Raw genomic sequence first — 15,979 nt, forward strand, 5'->3', positions numbered from 1 at the left:
CGACACCCGGTTCTGCCCCCGGGTTCGCAACCGGCGCCTCGGCCAGGAACAATCGGGGTGCGCACCGTCGGGTGGTGCCCAGTGGTGAGACGCTGCACAGGGCGGTTTTTCGCGGGCCTCTGTCGACTGAGGACCGTACGGGGAGGGTGGCAGGCAAGTGATGGAGCAGCTGACGCAGCACGACCCGAGGCGGATCGGCCCGTTCGAGGTGCTGGGACGGCTCGGGGCCGGCGGCATGGGGCTGGTCTATCTCGCCCGCTCGGCGTCGGGCCGGCGGGTGGCGATCAAGACGGTACGCACGGAACTGGCCGAGGACCAGCTGTTCCGGGTCCGCTTCACGCGTGAGGTGGAGGCCGCCCGCGCGGTCAGCGGCTTCTACACGGCCGCCGTGGTGGACGCCGACCCGCGCGCCGCCGTGCCCTGGCTCGCCACCGCCTACGTGCCCGCGCCCTCGCTCGAGGAAATAGTGAATGAGTGCGGGCCGATGCCGACCCAGGCGGTGCGCTGGCTGGCCGCGGGCATCGCGGAGGCCCTCCAGTCGATCCACGGTGCGAAGCTCGTCCACCGCGACATGAAGCCGTCGAACGTGCTCGTCGTGGAGGACGGCCCCCGGGTCATCGACTTCGGGATCGCGTCCGGCGTCTCCAACACCCGGCTGACCATGACGAACGTCGCCGTGGGCACGCCCGCGTACATGTCGCCCGAGCAGGCGCGGGACTCGCGCAGCGTCACGGGCGCCAGCGACATCTTCTCGCTCGGCTCGACGCTCGTCTTCGCCGCGACGGGCCATGCGCCGTTCCACGGGGCCAACCCCGTCGAGACGGTGTTCATGCTGTTGCGCGAGGGCCCCGACGTCACCGGTCTGCCCGACGACCTGCGGCCGCTGATCGAGTCCTGCATGCAGATGGACGCCTCGCGCCGGCCCACCCCGGCCGAGCTCCAGTCGCAGCTCGCCCCGCACCTCTTCGCCTCCGGCGGCGACGACAGCGGTACGGCGTCGGCCTGGCTGCCGGCCTCCGCCACCGAGATGATCGAGCTGCGCCGCGGCGGCGGACGCGTGGTCGCCGCCGCACCCGCCCCGGCCCCTGCCCCGGTTCCCGCCCCGGCACCCGTGCCGCCGCCGCCCGCCAGGCCGCCGGGCGCCGACTGGGACACCGCCTGGCGCAGCGGCGCCGACCTGCGTCCCCCGCACTCCTCGCCCACCCCGGCCACCTCGCCGCTGGAGGCCCCCGACGGCGGCCCCGTGCGGCTGTCCGGTGCGCGGGCACCGATCGGCCCCGGTCCGCGCGCCCAGGACGTCCACGCCTCCGCGGCCGCCGCCGACGCGGCTCCGGCGACCGGCTGGGTGCGCCCGCCCGCCGGAGTGAACGGCGCGCCCCCGGCGCCGCCCGTCCCTGTCCCCGTGCCCGCTCCGGCGCACGCGCCGGACAGCGGCCCCTCCGGTCCGGAACGCTGGCGGCCCTGGCGGTTCCGGATGTCGAACGACGTGTGGGGCACGCCGGTCGTCGTCGGCGGCCTGCTGTACGTCACCTCCTTCGAGGTCCACGCGCTGGACACCGGCAACGGGCGGCGCCAGTTCAAGACCCGTGACGTGGCCTGGGCGATGGCCGTGAACGGCGGCCGCATCCACGCCTCCGACGGCCCGTCGCTCTACGCCCTGGACGCGGTCACCGGCGCCGAGCGGTGGCGGCTCCAGACCGACGCGTGGGTGTACTCGCTCAAGGCCGACCGCGGCACGGTCGTCACCGGCACCCGGGGCGGCGGCGTCCAGGCGTGGGAGGCGTCCACCGGGGAGAAGCTCTGGGAGACCACCGGCGCGCAGACGGACTTCGAGACGGCGGAGGCCGGACCGGCCGTGCACGACGGCACGGTCTACCTCTGGCAGGACGCCCGGCTGCGGGCCGTCGACGCCCGGACGGGCGTCGAGCGCTGGTCCTACCCGGTCGGCGACGCGGCCTCCTGCGGCGGGGTGCCGATCCGGGTGACCCCGGCGCCGGACGGCTGCGCGTACGTCTGCGCGGGCACCCGGGTCCTCGCGCTGGACATCGCCTCCGGCCGGGTGCGCTGGCACTTCGAGTCACCGGCGGTCTTCCTCTCGCCGCCCGCGTTCGCGCCCGGCCCGGCGGTCACCGGCGGCGGGGTGTACCTCGCGGACTACCTCGGCACCGTGTACGCGCTGGACGCCTCGACCGGCAAGGACCGCTGGCGCATCGCCACGGAGTCCCGCCAGTCGACCGAACCGGTGCTGGTGACGACGGGGAACGTCCATGTCGGCAGCGGCAGCGCGCTGTACACGCTGGACGCGGTCACCGGCACCCCGAAGTGGCGGTTCGCCGCAGGCGGCGAGGTGGTCGGCGCACCGGTCGTCGCCGACGGGCGGGTCCACTTCGGCTCGGCCGACCACGTCCTGTACACCCTGGACGCGGCGGGCGGCCAGCTCCGCTGGAAGCTCGCCACGGGCGGCGAGATCACGGGCTCGCCGGTGGCGCAGGGCGGGGTGGTGTACGCGTGCAGCAAGGACCGCTGCGTGTACGCGCTGGACGCGGTGAAGGGCACCGGCACGGGCAACAGGCCCCGCACGTAGCCGGACGCGGGCCGGAGAGGGCCGGTCCGGGCTCGGGTGGGGGTCAGGGCCGTGGGGGACGGTCGCCCGGCGGACGGCCGTCGTCCGGTGGACCCACGTACGGATCGGCCTCCGGCTCCGGCCAGGGGCTCGTCTGCATCGACGGGCCGGGCTCCCGGGTGGGCGGCCAGGTGTCGGGGTCCTCTGACCCCGGCGCGTCGTACGGCCGGCTCCGGTCCGCCCGCGTCCCGAGCCGCGTACGACCGCGCCCCGACATCAGTGCCGCGCCCAGCAGGAGCAGCACCCCGCCGCCCGCCGCGCACGCCACCCCCGACTGGAGCCCGGAACCGTCGCCGGAGACCGTCAGCTCTCCGGCCGCCTGGCCCTGACGGACCATCCACAGCACCGTGAACCCGAGGACCACCACGCCCGCGAGGGCGACCAGCAGCCGGGACCGCAGCACCACGCCGACGACCGTCACGACCGCGGCGAAGAGAAAGGGCAGCAGGATCGAACCGAACACGCCGGGGTGCGCCCCGGTCACCCCGGTGAAGAGGTCACCGATCCGGTAATGCCGCCCGAGGCGGCCGTCGTACCAGTCACGGAAGGGGCTCAGCACGGCGGCCGCCGCTCCTGCGAGAGCGGCGATCGAGCCGAGGACGTTACGGACCATCTCCGGCCTCCAGCGGGTGTGCGAGGCGCCACCGGCCGGTGACGCGGATCAGCACCGCTCTCGCCTCGACGCTACGCCGGGCGCATGTCCCTCGCCACCAGACGGCGGCGCGCGGACGATGACGAGACCGTGACAGGGTCATGACCGGGAGGCCGAACGAAACCGGCCATGCTGTGCGCTACGGTGTCGCGCGGCTGTCCGGCAGCAGTGCCGAACACCGCACAGTTGAGCCAACACAAGGGGGGCGGCATCGATGATGCGGCAGCACATGAAACTGACAGTGGTCCTGGTCGCGGTGGTGCTCGCGCTCACCGGCTTCTCCAGCTCCGGCCACGGCAGCAAGAGCGGCAAGAGCAGGAAGTCCAGCAGCAGCAGTAGCGGCGGCGGGTGCTCCAACTCCAAGAAGAGCAACGGCACCTACCACGACACCGACTACAACGACGACGACTACGGCTCGTCGGGCAGCTCGTCCAGCGGCTCCGCCTACGACACCGCCACCCCCAGCGCCACCGCGACGGACGCGCCCCGGGTGTACGTCTTCCGCTGCGCGACGCCCCGCAAGGGCAAGCGCAAGGCCGTCACCTCCTCCACCGTGCGGCTCAGCGCGAGCGCGCCCGGCAGCCACACCTACGAGGTCGACGTGACGTTCCTCGACTCGCGCGGCAACACCGTCGACACGGGCGAGGCGAGCGTGGCCGCGGACGGCGGCGAGACGAAGACCCTCTCCGTCCGGATGGACAGCCCGAGCAAGGTCTCCCGGGTGAGGAAGTGCTCGGTCACCGCCGAGCTCACCTACTGACCGGCGGCGAAGCCGGTACCGGCAGCGGCTCCGTACTCACCGCAGCCGGTACCCGCCGCCGGCCCCCCTGCCCCGCCCCTCGAACAGCTCCGCCTGCCGTTCCGGCGTCAGGTTGCCGAGCGCGATCAGGTGCGGGGCATGGGCCAGCGCCTGCGTCCTCGCCGCCTCCTTCGCGGACCAGACGGCCCGCACCGTTCCCTGCACCGCCCCGGTCGGGTACGAGGCGATGACCGCCGCCGCCCGCAGCGCCGCCAGCACCGCGCCACCGGTCTCGGTGACCTCGCTGACCAGCCCCGTCTCGTACGCGCGCCGGGCCGTGACCCGTTCGGCCGTCCCCATCAGGGACATCCGGGCCACCTCGCCGAACGGCATCCGCTGCGCCATCGAGATCGCCTCGTAGGCGCTGACCATGCCGTACGTGGTGTGCGGGTCGAAGAACGTCGCGTCCTCGGACGCGATGACGAACTCCGACTCGCCCAGCAGGTAGAACGCCCCACCGCAGGCCATCCCCTCCACGGCCGCGATCACCGGCTTCCACAGGTCGTTCGCCTTCGGCCCGATCGCGATCAGCGGATCGTCGATCGTGTACGGGGACGAGGGCTGCGGGACGTCCACGCCCCGGTCGATCCCGGTACAGAACGCCCGGCCGCCCGCGCCCGTCACGACGACGACCCGCACCTCGTCGTCGTACCGCAACGCCCGCCAGGCTGCCTTCAGCTCTGCGGCCGTCGCGAGATCGATCGCGTTGTGTCTCTCCGGCCGGTCCAGGGTGAGCAGCGCGACCCCGGTCTCCTTGTCCGTCTCCGTGCGCAGCGCCATCGCCGGTCACCGCTCCAGCAGCCAGCGGACCAGGGTCACCCCGGGGGAGACGGGGCAGAAGACCGCCCTCACCGCCGCCCCGATCCGCAGCCGCGACGGATCGACCGAGTTCAGCGGCGCGTCCGGCCCGGTCACCACGTTGCCGACCAGCCGGATCTCCGGTGCGTCGGCCAGTTCGACCACCACCGCGTTGTACGGGGCCTGGGCCGCGTAGGCGGGCAGCAGCGGCGGATGCGGCAGCACGTACGACCAGACGCGGCCGCGCCCGCTCATCGCCCGCCACTCGCTGTCGAACGACTGGCAGTGCGGGCAGCACGGCCGGGGCGGGAAGCGGAGCCGGCCGCAGTCCGGGGCGGCGCACGCCTGGACGCGCAGTTCACCGCGGGCCGCGTACTCCCAGAAGGGCGCGCCGTCCTCGTCCACGGCGGGCAGCAGCATGGCATCCATCTCGGTCAGCTCCTCAGCAGTACGGCGGATGTGGGCACGCCCTCCCCGGCGGTGACCAGGCAGGTCGAGGCGTCGGGGACCTGGGCGGTGGAGATGCCGCGCAACTGCTTCACGCCCTCGTTGATCAGGTTGAAGCCGTGCACGTACCCCTCGCTGAGCCCGCCGCCGCCCGTGTTGATCGGCAGCCGGCCTCCGCTCTCCAGGGCGCCGCCCTCGGTGAACGCGGCGCCCTCGCCGCGCCCGCAGAACCCGTACCCCTCCAGGGAGAGCGGGATGAGCGGGGTGAACGCGTCGTAGATCTGGGCGACATCGACGTCGTCCGGCCCGAAGTCGGCCTGCTTCCAGAGCTGTCGGCCGGCGGCCCAGGCCGGACCGGTGAGCGGGTCGTCGTTCCAGTAGTTGACCATCCCGTGGTGCTGGGCGGGCAGGCCCTGGGCGACGGAGTGCAGGTAGACGGGCTTCTGCCGGCAGTCGCGGGCCCGTTCGGCGGAGACGACGACACAGGCCAGCGCCCCGTCCGTCTCCAGGCAGTTGTCGAAGAGGCAGAGCGGCTCGCTGATCCAGCGCGAGGTCATATACATGTCGCGGGTCAGCGGCCGTTCGTACATCACGGCGGCGGGGTTCTGGTTGGCCCGGTTGCGGCAGGCCAGCGCCACGTTGAAGAGGTGGTCGCGGGTCGCCCCGTACTCGTGCATGTACCGCCGGGCCAGCATCCCGATCTCGTCGGCGGGCCGCAGCAGGCCGTAGGGCCGGGTCCACTGGGCGGGGGTGGGCAGTTGCACCGCGGTGTTCTTCCACGGCCGGGGCCCCGAACCCCGCTTCCGCGAGCGCCAGGCGACCCCCACGCTCGCCTGCCCGGTCGCCACGGCGGCGGCCAGGTGCGCGAGCGTCGCGCAGGAGCCGCCGCCCCCGAAGCCCACCTTGCTGAAGAAGGTGACATCGCCGGCCCCGATGGCCTTGGCGACCTCGACCTCGTCGGTCTCCTCCATCGTGTACGAGGCGAACGCGTCCACCTCAGACGCGGCGATGCCCGCGTCGTCGAGTGCCGCGACGATGGCCCGGCAGGCCAGGGTCTTCTCCGACTCGGGCAGATGTTTCGCGAACCGGGTCTGCCCTATGCCGGCTATCGCTGCCTTGTCCTTGAGCGTCGTCACCGCCACCTCCGAAGCCGTCATGACTGCTGACAGCGGAGGAGGCTACAGCTAATCTGACGGATAGTCAGCTACTGCGGTAAGCAGGGCTGTCCGGACTGAGACGGGAGGGCACGAGATGCGCGGCGACGAGGAATGGTCCACCGTCCCGAACCTGGTACGGGAGGCGGCGCTGCGGTACGGCGACCGCGAGGCGGTGGTCGAGGGCCGCACCAGGATCACGTACACGGAACTCGGCGAACGCGTGGAGCGGGCCGCCGCCGCGTGCATGGCGTCCGGGGTGGAGCCGGGGGACCGGGTGGCGGTCTGGGCGCCCAACACCCTGGACTGGATCGTCTCCGCGCTGGGCGCGGTGACGGCGGGCGCGGTCCTGGTCCCGCTCAACACCCGCTTCAAGGGCACGGAGGCGGCGTACGTACTGGAGCGGAGCCGGGCGAAGCTGCTCTTCGTCACGGGCACCTTCCTCGGTACGTCGTACGTGGCGTCCCTGCGCCGCGCCGACGTCGAACTCCCGCACCTGGAAACGGTGGTGGTCCTCGCGGACACCGCCCCCGCCGACTACGTCACCTGGAAGGACTTCCTGGCCGCGGGGGAGCGGATCTCTCCCGAGCGGGTACGGGAACGGGCGGACGCGGTCCCCGCGTCCGCCCCCTCCGACATCATCTACACCTCGGGCACCACGGGACGCCCCAAGGGCGCGGTCATCAGCCACGCCCAGACCCTGCGCTGCTACGAGATCTGGAGCGAGCTGGCCGGTCTGCGCGAGGGCGACCGCTACCTCATCGTGAACCCGTTCTTCCACACCTTCGGCTACAAGGCGGGCGTCATCGCGTGCCTGATGCGGGGCGCGACGATGATCCCGCAGCCGGTCTTCAACGTGGACACGGTCCTCGCCAACATCGCCGCGGAGCGCATCTCGGTCCTCCCCGGCCCACCCACCCTCCACCAGTCGCTCCTGGACCACCCGGCCCGCTCCAGCCACGACCTCTCGGCACTCCGCCTGGTCGTGACGGGCGCGGCGGTGGTCCCGCTCCAGCTGGTGGAGCGCCTGCGCACCGAACTCGGCATCGCCACGGTCCTGACCGCCTACGGCCTCTCCGAGGCGAGCGGCATCGTCTCGATGTGCCGCCGCGGCGACCCGGCGGACGTCATCGCCTCCACCTCCGGCCGGGCGATCCCCGGCACGGAGATCCGCGTCCTGGCGGCCCCCGGCACCCCGGGCGAGGTCCTGGTCCGCGGCTTCAACGTGATGCGGGGCTACTTCGAGGACCCGGAGACCACGGCCGCCACGATCACCTCGGACGGCTGGCTGCACACCGGCGACGTGGGCGTCCTCGACGAGGACGGCAGCCTGCGGATCACGGACCGGATCAAGGACATGTTCATCGTCGGCGGCTTCAACGCCTACCCGGCGGAGATCGAACAGCTCCTGGGCCTGCACCCGGACGTGGCGGACGTCGCGGTCATCGGCATCCCCGACCCCCGCCTCGGCGAGGTCGGCAAGGCGTACGCGGTGCGCCGCCCGGGTGCGACGGTCACGGCCGACGACCTCATCGCCTGGTCGCGGCGCGAGATGGCGAACTACAAGGTGCCGAGGGCGGTGGAGTTCGTCAGCGACCTCCCGCGCAACGCGAGCGGCAAGGTGCTGAAGGGGGAGCTGCGGGGGGAGGGCGGCCCCTCCTGAGGTGAGCCGATCACCCTATGCGGCGAATCGGGCTGTTCGGCCGAAAGCGGTGATCGCGGGCCGGCAGCCCGGCCGGGCGGTGGTCTTCACCTCGGACGAGGACGCCCTGGGAAACTGCGCGGCGCGGGAGCGCTGGTGCGGGGGGTGCAGGGCCCCGCGCGGGCGGGCCCGGACGTGCGGCGGCCGCGACGGCTCCCCCTCCGCGCCGCCGCGGCCGTTCCCCCACCCCGTCACTCTGGTCTTCAGGCCTTCTCGGAGCCCGCGTGGTTCTCCTGCGGCTTGAGAAGGTCCTTCGGCGTGCCGCCCGCGTGGTTCTCCAGGGTGGCGACACCCTCGGTGACGCTGCCCGCGTGGTTCTCCAGCGGAGTGACCGTGCCGCCGTCGGCGGCCGGGCTGCCCGCGTGGTTCTCCTGCGTGGTGGCGTTGCCGGCCTTGGGCTTGATTGCGTCGCTCATGCCTGTCTCCCAGAGGTGTTACGTGCGCGGTCGGCGATGCCCGTCCGGCTGCTCCCCCGTGGGCTGCCGGACGGGCGTACAAGGACCGTTCACCCTAGCGGTGTGGTCCCCCGTGCGATCCGCCTGCCCCCCGACGCGACGGATCGATGTGCAACAGACTGCCGAGCGGCGATAAACAATCGATGAACGCCGACGGCAATCGTCGACAATGCTCCCTCAGGCGGCGGCCGGGGCGAGGAGCGCGCGGACCGCGGCCGCTTCCGCGGCACCGGTTTGCTCGTAGATGGACAACGCCTCCTGCCAGCACGCCCGCGCCCGGTCGATCTGCCCCAGGTCCAGGAGGGCGCGGCCCAGCGTCGTCAGGACGTTGCCACGCATCCACTCGCCCCCGATGACGCGCAGCGCAAGGGCCTGCTCCGCGTGCTGGGCGGCGAGCGCCGTCTGCTGTGACGCCAAGTAGGCCTCGGCGATACGGAAGTGGGTCGACCCCTCCCACAGGCGCTGGCGCGTGCTCTGGAACAGGCTCATCGCCTTGGCCAGTTGCTTCAGTGCCTCAGTGGTGCGCCCCGCCCGGGTGAGCGCGATACCCAGGGCGAAACGGCCGTTGGCGGTACGCAGGCTGAGCCCCATGCCGTCGAAGATGGCCGTGCCCTGCTGAGCGAGTTCGACCGCGCTTGTCGTGCGACCCATGTCCACGTGGATCCGCGAGAGGTTGCACAACGCCGATGCCTCGCCCACGAGGTTCCTGTCCGCGCGGTAGTTGTCGATCGCCTCCTGCAGGAACCTCTCGCCGTCCGAGTGGCGCCCCTGGTAGAAGGCGATGATCCCCCGGTCGTTCGGGGCCCAGCAGGCGGGGATCGGGTCACCGGAGTCCCTGGCGAGCTCCATCGCGTGCATCGCCTCCTCGTCGGCCAGCGCGAACCGGCCGGACACGAGGTAGACCGTGGACAACGAGGCGCGGGCGCGCGCCTCCGCGCGGGAGTCGTTCTCCGCCTGCGCCGCGTTGCGCAGAGCTGTTCCGGTCGTCTCGTACTGGCGGGAGTTCGCACCCGACTCGGCCAGGTCCTTCGAGGCGCACAGCAGGTCGACGGCGCGCCGGAGCATCCCGCTGCCGGCGCTCTGGTGAGCGCAGGCGAGCAGCGCACTGGCCTCGCTGTAGAGCCAGTCCACAGCGGTGTGGCCGTCGCTGAACCGGAGACCGGGGTTGTCCGGCGCCACCAGGTGATCCACCGCCCGGTCCCCCGGCCGCTCCAGCGCGTACACCCCCGCCGCCGTCGCCAGGTAGAAGTCCAGCAGCCGCGACAGGGCCGACTCCCGCTCCTGCGGCGACTTCTCGTCCCGCTCCGCGCACGAACGCGCGTAGAGGCGCACCAGGTCGTGGTAGCGGTAACGGCCCGGGGCCGCCGATTCCAGGAGGGACGTGTCGACCAGGGCCTCCAGGAGGTCCTCCGCCGCGTGCACCTCCAGGTTCAGCAGGGCGGCCGCGGCGGCGAGGGAGATGTCGGGGCCGTCCGCCAGGCCCAGGAGGCGGAAGGCGCGGGCCTGGGCGGGCTCCAGCTGGCCGTAGCCGAGTTCGAAGGTGGCCTTCACCGCGAGGTCGCCCGCCTGGAGCTCGTCCAGCCGGCGGCGCTCGTCCGCGAGCTTCGCGGCCAGGACCGAGACCGTCCAGGTGCGGCGGGCGGCCAGCCGGGAGGCGGCGATGCGGATGGCGAGGGGGAGGAATCCGCAGGCGGCGACCACGTCGAGGGCGGCCTTGCGCTCGGAGTTGATGCGCTCCTCGCCCACGATGCGGGTGAAGAGCTGGAGCGCCTCCTCGGGCGACATCACGTCCAGGTCGACCAGGTGCGCGCCGGCCAGGTCGACCATCCGGACCCGGCTGGTGACCAGCGCCGCGCAGCCCGCCGTGCCCGGGAGCAGGGGGCGGATCTGGGCCGCGTCGTGGGCGTTGTCCAGGAGGATCAGGATGCGGCGGCCGTCGAGCGTGGAGCGGTAGAGCGCGGCGCGTTCGTCGAGGGAGTCGGGGATCGCGGAGTCCGCCGTGCCCAGGGCGCGCAGGAACGAGCCGAGCACCGTCTCCGGTTCCGCGGTGCGGGAGCCCGCGCCCTGGAGGTCGACGTACAGCTGTCCGTCCGGGAAGTGCGGGCGGGCCTGGTGGGCGACGTGCACGGCCAGGGTCGTCTTGCCGACGCCGCCGATGCCCGCGAGGGCGGAGACGGCCATCACGGAGCCCTCCGCGATGGCGAGCCGGTCGCCCAGCTCGCGGACGAAGGAGGCGCGGCCGGTGAAGTCCGGCACGGTGGCCGGGAGCTGGGCCGGGCGGACCGGGGCGGCGGCCTGCACGGGCTCGTCGGCCGGGCGGGCCAGCTCCTCGTCGGCCTGGAGGATGCGCTGCTGGAGCTGGGCCAGCTCGGGGCGCGGGTCGACGCCCAGTTCCTCGGCGAGCAGCCGGCGGGTGTCGGCGTACACCGCGAGGGCCTCGGCCTGGCGGCCGCTGCGGTAGAGGGCCACCATCAGCAGCTCGCGCAGCCGTTCACGCAGCGGGTGCGCGGCGGTGAGCGCGGTCAGTTCGGAGACCGCCTCTGCGTGGCAGCCCACCTCCAGGTCCAGGTCGAGCCGGGTCTCGGTCAGCTGGAGGCGCCACTCCTCCAGCCGGGTGCGCTGGTTCTCCGCGTACGGTCCGGGCACCGAGGCCAGCGCCTCGCCGTCCCACAGGGCGAGCGCCTTGTTCAGCAGCACCCTGGCCCGGGAGCGGTCGCCCGCCGCGCGGGCCTTGTCCGCGTCGGCGGCCAGTTCCTCGGCCACGGTCACATCGAGCGCGTCGGGCCCGGTGCGCATCGCGTACCCGCCGGAATCGCTCGCCAGGGTCTGCGGACCCAGGATCTTGCGGAGCCGGGAGGCGTACGTGCGTACGGCGGCCAGCGCCTGTGAGGGCGGCTCGTCGCCCCAGATGGCGTCGATGAGTTCACCGGCCGTCGCGGTGTGACCGCCCCGCAGCAGCAGGGCGGAGAGCAGGGCGCGCTGCTGCGGCGAACCGGACGGCAGCGTCTCGTCGCCCCGCCGGGCCCGTACCGGTCCGAGCACGGAGAAGCGCAGCTCTGTGCCGTCCGTCGGCTGCCGCTCCGGAGCTCGTTGTTCCGGAACACGCACCCGTGACCCGTCGTCACGGCCCATTGCCGCCTCCTGTCCTGCTCTCTGCGCACTGCCCGGTGCCGCACCGAACATGTCGGGACACCGCCGAGGAGATCCGGATTGCTCCATACCGTTCGTATCGCCGTCAACAGTCTGCCTTGTGAGGGGCGGACACGTCAGCAGTGGGTGACTGTCTGCACGAGCCCTCGACAACGATTGTGGAACGGAGCCTCGCACAGATTGCTGACGGTTCGTCAGATCAGCGCTACCGTTGTACGCATGGAGACCTTCCCGAAGATCATCTCGGTGGACGACCACACGGTGGAGCCCCCTCATGTCTGGCGGGACCGGCTCCCGTCCAAGTACGCGGACTCCGGCCCGCGCATCGTCCGGGCGCCGCTCAAGGAAATGACGTTCATGGGCGGGAAGTTCGCGCCCGTGATGGGAGCCAAGGGGGACGACGGCCCGATCGGCGACTGGTGGGTGTACGAGGACCTGCACCGGCCGCTCACCCGCCTCGACACCTCCGTCGGCTACGACAGGGACGAGATCAAGCTCGAAGTCATCACTTACGAGCAGATGCGCCCCGGTTCGTTCTCGGTGCCCGAGCGGCTCGCCGACATGGACATCAACCACGTGCAGTCCGCCCTCTGCTTCCCGACCTTCCCCCGCTTCTGCGGCCAGACCTTCACCGAAGCGAAGGACCGCGAACTCGGCCTGCTCGGGGTCCGGGCGTACAACGACTGGATGGTCGACGAGTGGTGCGGCCCGGCGGCGCACGGCCGGCTCATACCGCTCACCCTGGTCCCGCTCTGGGACGCACAGCTGGCCGCCGACGAGGTCAGGCGCAACGCGGCGCGCGGAGTGCGTGCCGTGGCGTTCTCCGAAATACCTCCACATCTCGGGCTGCCGTCCATTCATACGGACGAGTGGGATCCGTTCCTCCGGGCCTGCGACGAGACGGGGACGGTGATCGCCATGCACATCGGCTCGTCCTCGAAGATGCCGTCCACCTCGGCCGACGCCCCGCCCGCCGTCGGCTCCACCATCACCTTCGCCAACTGCTGCTTCTCGATGGTCGACTGGCTGATGAGCGGCAAGTTCGAGCGCTTCCCGAACCTGCGGATCATGTACGCGGAGGGGCAGATCGGCTGGATTCCGTACATCCTGGAACGCGCCGACGTGGTCTGGGAGGAGAACCGCGGCTGGGGCGGGGTCGCGGACAAGGTCCACCGGCCGCCGTCGGAGCTGTTCACCGAGCACGTCTACGGCTGCTTCTTCGACGACGCCTTCGGGCTGAAGAACCTGGACGCGATCGGCGTCGGCAACGTGCTGTACGAGACGGACTACCCGCACTCCGACTCGACCTGGCCCAAGTCCCGCGAGGTCGGCGAGGAACAGATGGGGCACCTGGACGCGGACGTGGTGGACCGCATCGTGCGCCGCAACGCGATCGAGCTCCTCGGGCTGACCCCGGACGGACTGTGGGCGGGCCCCGGCACCGGGGCGTGAAACGGGCGGGTGCCGGGGCCGTCCGCCCGGACGGCCCCGGCACCCACCCCTCCCGCGTCAGTCCCCGACGACCGGCTCCTGGAGCTCCGTCACCCACTTCGCCTCGTCCTCGGGGCACTCGAGACTGACCTCGCGGGCGTACCCCGCCGACCGGTATCCGGAGGCCTCGATCCAGCGGGCCAGGGCCTGGGCCGTCGGCAGGACGCCGTCCATCGGGCCCCGGTGGATGACGGTCGCCGCCTCGAACGGGGGCAGCTCGACCACCGTGACCCCGGTGTCGCCCAGCGGCCCCACCGGCGCGGAGACCGTCACCCCGGCATGGACGACGACCGCACCGCCCCCCTCGGGCGCGTCCTCGTAACGCGCGATCCCGGGGCCCGTCGGGGCGACCCCGGCCCGCCCCAGCAGCGGGAACAACTGCTCGTACAGCGGGCGGATCACCGGAGTGATGTCCCCCGGCCCGTAGCCGCCGGCCACCCCGGTCAGCTCCGCGACCCGTACCGCCGGCACGTGCCTGACCACCACATCGTCCGCGGACATGTGTCCCTCGCTCTCGATCGACCGGAGCCTCGCCTCGACCTGGGCCAGCCGTGCCGCCGCCGCGGTCATCGCCGCCTCCAGCTCCGACCGCCGCAGCCGGAGCATCCCGCGCAGCTCGTCGGGACCCACCTCCTCGTCCAGGACGGCCCGCACCTGCTGGAGTGTGAAGCCGAGATCCTTGAGGGCGATGATCCGGTTGAGCCGGGCGAGCTGGCCGCCGCCGTAGTGGCGGTAGCCGGTGGCGGGGTCGGTACTGTCGGGGTGCAGGAGCCCGATCGCGTCGTAGTGACGCAGCATCCGGGCCGACACCCGCCCGTACCGGGCGAAGTCTCCGATGGTGAACATGACGTCTCCCAGTGCACGGCCTCACACGGTGTCAAGGTCAAGGATCGCAGCGCCCCGGCCCGGGTGTGACGCGGGCCACTGGAACCTGCTGTCCGTCGCGGACAGGACATGACGTGGAGCATTCCCTGAGAGCCCGGATACGGGCGGGTGAACCGGACGCGTTCGGTGACCTCTTCGACGACTACGCGCAGACGGTATTCCGGTACGCGGTCCGCTCGACCGGCGACTGGGCCGGCGCGGAGGACATCGTGTCGCTGACCTTCCTGGAGGCGTGGCGGCTGCGCGCGACCCTGCGGGACTCGGACGAGGAGCTGAAGCCCTGGCTGCTCGGCATCGCGACCAACGTCCTGCGCAACACCCGCCGCGCCGCCCGCAGACATGACGCGGCACTGACCCGGATACCGGTGAGACCGGCCGTGCCGGACTTCGCCGACGAGCTGGTGGGCCGCATCCATGACGCGGAACAGCTCGACGCCGCGCGGGCCGCGCTGCGACGGCTCAGACCCAAGGAGCGCGAGGTGTTCCTGCTCTGCGTCTGGGACGGCCTGGAGTACCGGGACGCCGCACGGGCGCTCGGGGTCCCCGTCGGCACCGTCCGCTCCAGGCTCTCCCGGGCCCGGAAGCGGCTGAGACAGCTCACCGAGGACGAAATAAATAAAATCGCAGGAACCGCAATAAACAGGGAACTACCCGGAGCGGACGGACAGTACCGGAGTGACCGCGCCACTGCGGTCCGGTCGAACGAGAGGGAGGGAAACCGATGAGTGCCGACACCGACAAGGTCGCGGGGGAGCTCAGGGCGCAGCTGCCCGAGCCGCACGGACCGGTCCTGCCGGACGACCGTCACCGGCTGCTCAGGGAGCATGTGATGAACGAGATCCACCAGGTCCGGGCCGAGAAGGCGCCGAAGGCGGTACGGCCGCGCCGCAACCGCGTCTGGTACGCGGTGCCCGTCGGCATGGTCGCCGCCGGTGCGCTCGCCTTTACCTTCCTGGCGGGCCCCGGGCAGAGCGGCGACACGGGTTTCCACCTGAGCGCGGCCCCCGTGGTCAAGGTCGAGGTGGCCTCGGCGGACGGCGTCGGCGCACTGATGGAGAACGTCGCCCGGCACGCCTCCGAGGGTCCCGCGACCCGCGTCGGCAAGAACCAGTTCGTCTACGTGCGCTCGCACTACTCGAACATGCAGGCCGACGTCGGCAACCCCCTCAAGCTGAAGACGTACTACCGCGAGTCGTGGACGTCCCAGGACCCCGCGAAGGTGCAGAGCCGGCTCAAGCAGCCGGGCGACGACCTCATCTGGTCGGCGCCGCGCGCCGGTGAGGACGACCGCCTGAAGGACCAGCGGAACCAGACCTACGCCGCGCTCCGGGCGCTGCCCACCGACCCCGACGCGCTGCTGAAGAAGCTCCGTGAGGACGCCGCGTACTCGGGCTCGTCCGACCAGTGGCTCTTCGAGTACGTGGGCGGCCTGATCCGCGAGTCGATCCTGCCGCCCGAGACGGGCGCGGCGCTCTACCGCGCCGCGGCGAAGATCCCCGGCGTCGTCGTGGTGGAGAAGGCGCAGGACGGCGACGGCCGCCCCGGTGTGGCACTGGCCCGTACGGACGAGAAGAACCACGAGCGCAGGGAGCTGGTCTTCGACGCCAACAGCTACGACTACCTGGGCATGCGCTCCTACCTCGTCCAGGACACCGAGCTGGGCAGGAAGGGCACCGTCACCGAGCTTCAGGCCGTGCTCGACCGCGGCGTCGTCGACAGCCGCGACGAGACACCCGAGAAGTAGCCGAAAGCCCCAAGGGCCACAGGCCCTTGGGGCTTTCGGTTTCTCGGGGCACAGGCAGGAGCCCCGCACCTCCGCCGAG

13 protein-coding genes are annotated in these 15,979 nt (G+C 72.3%); 6 read left to right on the top strand and 7 right to left on the bottom strand.

Annotated elements, in window-relative coordinates:
* Positions 1–160 precede the first annotated feature (160 nt).
* The gene (locus ACIO3R_RS17815) at positions 161–2,584 is read left to right on the top strand and encodes a PQQ-binding-like beta-propeller repeat protein (RefSeq protein WP_385346861.1); all 2,424 of its coding nucleotides are present in this window, start codon (positions 161–163) and stop codon (positions 2,582–2,584) included.
* A 43-nt stretch (positions 2,585–2,627) separates the two neighbouring features.
* Here ACIO3R_RS17815 and ACIO3R_RS17820 read toward each other — a convergent pair whose 3' ends face one another.
* Positions 2,628–3,236, bottom strand: a complete 609-nt coding sequence (locus ACIO3R_RS17820) for a hypothetical protein (protein ID WP_385031062.1) — start codon at positions 3,234–3,236, stop codon at positions 2,628–2,630.
* 253 nt (positions 3,237–3,489) lie between these two features.
* Here ACIO3R_RS17820 and ACIO3R_RS17825 point away from each other — a divergent pair, with 253 nt between their 5' ends.
* Positions 3,490–4,035, top strand: coding sequence for a hypothetical protein (locus ACIO3R_RS17825; RefSeq protein ID WP_402106565.1), 546 nt, complete (start codon positions 3,490–3,492; stop codon positions 4,033–4,035).
* Positions 4,036–4,071: 36 nt separating this feature from the next.
* Here the strand turns inward: ACIO3R_RS17825 and ACIO3R_RS17830 are convergent, their stop codons facing one another.
* The 3 genes from ACIO3R_RS17830 to ACIO3R_RS17840 are packed head-to-tail and all read right to left on the bottom strand — an operon-like array spanning position 4,072 to position 6,455.
* Positions 4,072–4,854, bottom strand: a complete 783-nt coding sequence (locus ACIO3R_RS17830) for an enoyl-CoA hydratase/isomerase family protein (RefSeq protein ID WP_402106568.1) — start codon at positions 4,852–4,854, stop codon at positions 4,072–4,074.
* 6 nt (positions 4,855–4,860) lie between these two features.
* Positions 4,861–5,301: a Zn-ribbon domain-containing OB-fold protein gene (locus tag ACIO3R_RS17835; protein ID WP_402106570.1), complete on the bottom strand. Its 441-nt coding sequence runs from the start codon at positions 5,299–5,301 to the stop codon at positions 4,861–4,863.
* Between the two features lie 5 nt (positions 5,302–5,306).
* Entirely contained in the window at positions 5,307–6,455 is a 1,149-nt protein-coding gene (locus ACIO3R_RS17840) for a lipid-transfer protein (RefSeq protein ID WP_402106629.1), read from the bottom strand.
* Positions 6,456–6,570: 115 nt separating this feature from the next.
* Between ACIO3R_RS17840 and ACIO3R_RS17845 the strand changes: the two genes are divergently transcribed.
* Positions 6,571–8,136, top strand: coding sequence for a FadD3 family acyl-CoA ligase (locus tag ACIO3R_RS17845; RefSeq protein WP_402106572.1), 1,566 nt, complete (start codon positions 6,571–6,573; stop codon positions 8,134–8,136).
* A gap of 242 nt (positions 8,137–8,378) precedes the next feature.
* Here the strand turns inward: ACIO3R_RS17845 and ACIO3R_RS17850 are convergent, their stop codons facing one another.
* Positions 8,379–8,591 carry a hypothetical protein gene (locus ACIO3R_RS17850; protein ID WP_123524285.1) on the bottom strand — a complete coding sequence of 71 codons (213 nt, stop codon included), beginning with the start codon at positions 8,589–8,591 and terminating at the stop codon, positions 8,379–8,381.
* Positions 8,592–8,807: 216 nt separating this feature from the next.
* Positions 8,808–11,762, bottom strand: coding sequence for a BTAD domain-containing putative transcriptional regulator (locus ACIO3R_RS17855; RefSeq protein ID WP_385031045.1), 2,955 nt, complete (start codon positions 11,760–11,762; stop codon positions 8,808–8,810).
* 237 nt (positions 11,763–11,999) lie between these two features.
* On the opposite strand from ACIO3R_RS17855, the gene ACIO3R_RS17860 reads away from it, so the two are divergent.
* Complete coding sequence (locus ACIO3R_RS17860; RefSeq protein WP_402106574.1) at positions 12,000–13,232, top strand: amidohydrolase family protein; 1,233 nt, start codon at positions 12,000–12,002, stop codon at positions 13,230–13,232.
* Between the two features lie 57 nt (positions 13,233–13,289).
* On the opposite strand, the gene ACIO3R_RS17865 is transcribed toward ACIO3R_RS17860, so the two are convergent.
* Positions 13,290–14,117, bottom strand: a complete 828-nt coding sequence (locus ACIO3R_RS17865; protein ID WP_385031039.1) for a MerR family transcriptional regulator — start codon at positions 14,115–14,117, stop codon at positions 13,290–13,292.
* Between the two features lie 113 nt (positions 14,118–14,230).
* On the opposite strand from ACIO3R_RS17865, the gene ACIO3R_RS17870 reads away from it, so the two are divergent.
* Positions 14,231–14,881, top strand: a complete 651-nt coding sequence (locus ACIO3R_RS17870) for an RNA polymerase sigma factor (RefSeq protein ID WP_385031036.1) — start codon at positions 14,231–14,233, stop codon at positions 14,879–14,881.
* A complete protein-coding gene (locus ACIO3R_RS17875) occupies positions 14,878–15,900 on the top strand; it encodes a CU044_5270 family protein (RefSeq protein WP_385031033.1) in 1,023 nt (340 codons plus the stop codon). The genes ACIO3R_RS17870 and ACIO3R_RS17875 overlap by 4 nt, the downstream gene beginning before the upstream one ends.
* Positions 15,901–15,979: the final 79 nt, after the last annotated feature.

It is taken from the genome of Streptomyces sp. NPDC087428 (assembly GCF_044744085.1).
Taxonomy (GTDB): domain Bacteria; phylum Actinomycetota; class Actinomycetes; order Streptomycetales; family Streptomycetaceae; genus Streptomyces.

Excerpts from the sequence above, each read along its gene's own strand:
- ACIO3R_RS17850 (WP_123524285.1), bottom strand. The coding sequence starts at position 8,591 with ATGAGCGACGCAATCAAGCCCAAGGCCGGCAACGCCACCACGCAGGAG.
- ACIO3R_RS17815 (WP_385346861.1), top strand. The coding sequence starts at position 161 with ATGGAGCAGCTGACGCAGCACGACCCGAGGCGGATCGGCCCGTTCGAG.
- ACIO3R_RS17865 (WP_385031039.1), bottom strand. The coding sequence starts at position 14,117 with ATGTTCACCATCGGAGACTTCGCCCGGTACGGGCGGGTGTCGGCCCGG.
- ACIO3R_RS17835 (WP_402106570.1), bottom strand. The coding sequence starts at position 5,301 with ATGGATGCCATGCTGCTGCCCGCCGTGGACGAGGACGGCGCGCCCTTC.
- ACIO3R_RS17860 (WP_402106574.1), top strand. The coding sequence starts at position 12,000 with ATGGAGACCTTCCCGAAGATCATCTCGGTGGACGACCACACGGTGGAG.
- ACIO3R_RS17825 (WP_402106565.1), top strand. The coding sequence starts at position 3,490 with ATGATGCGGCAGCACATGAAACTGACAGTGGTCCTGGTCGCGGTGGTG.
- ACIO3R_RS17875 (WP_385031033.1), top strand. The coding sequence starts at position 14,878 with ATGAGTGCCGACACCGACAAGGTCGCGGGGGAGCTCAGGGCGCAGCTG.
- ACIO3R_RS17830 (WP_402106568.1), bottom strand. The coding sequence starts at position 4,854 with ATGGCGCTGCGCACGGAGACGGACAAGGAGACCGGGGTCGCGCTGCTC.
- ACIO3R_RS17855 (WP_385031045.1), bottom strand. The coding sequence starts at position 11,762 with ATGGGCCGTGACGACGGGTCACGGGTGCGTGTTCCGGAACAACGAGCT.
- ACIO3R_RS17820 (WP_385031062.1), bottom strand. The coding sequence starts at position 3,236 with ATGGTCCGTAACGTCCTCGGCTCGATCGCCGCTCTCGCAGGAGCGGCG.
- ACIO3R_RS17845 (WP_402106572.1), top strand. The coding sequence starts at position 6,571 with ATGCGCGGCGACGAGGAATGGTCCACCGTCCCGAACCTGGTACGGGAG.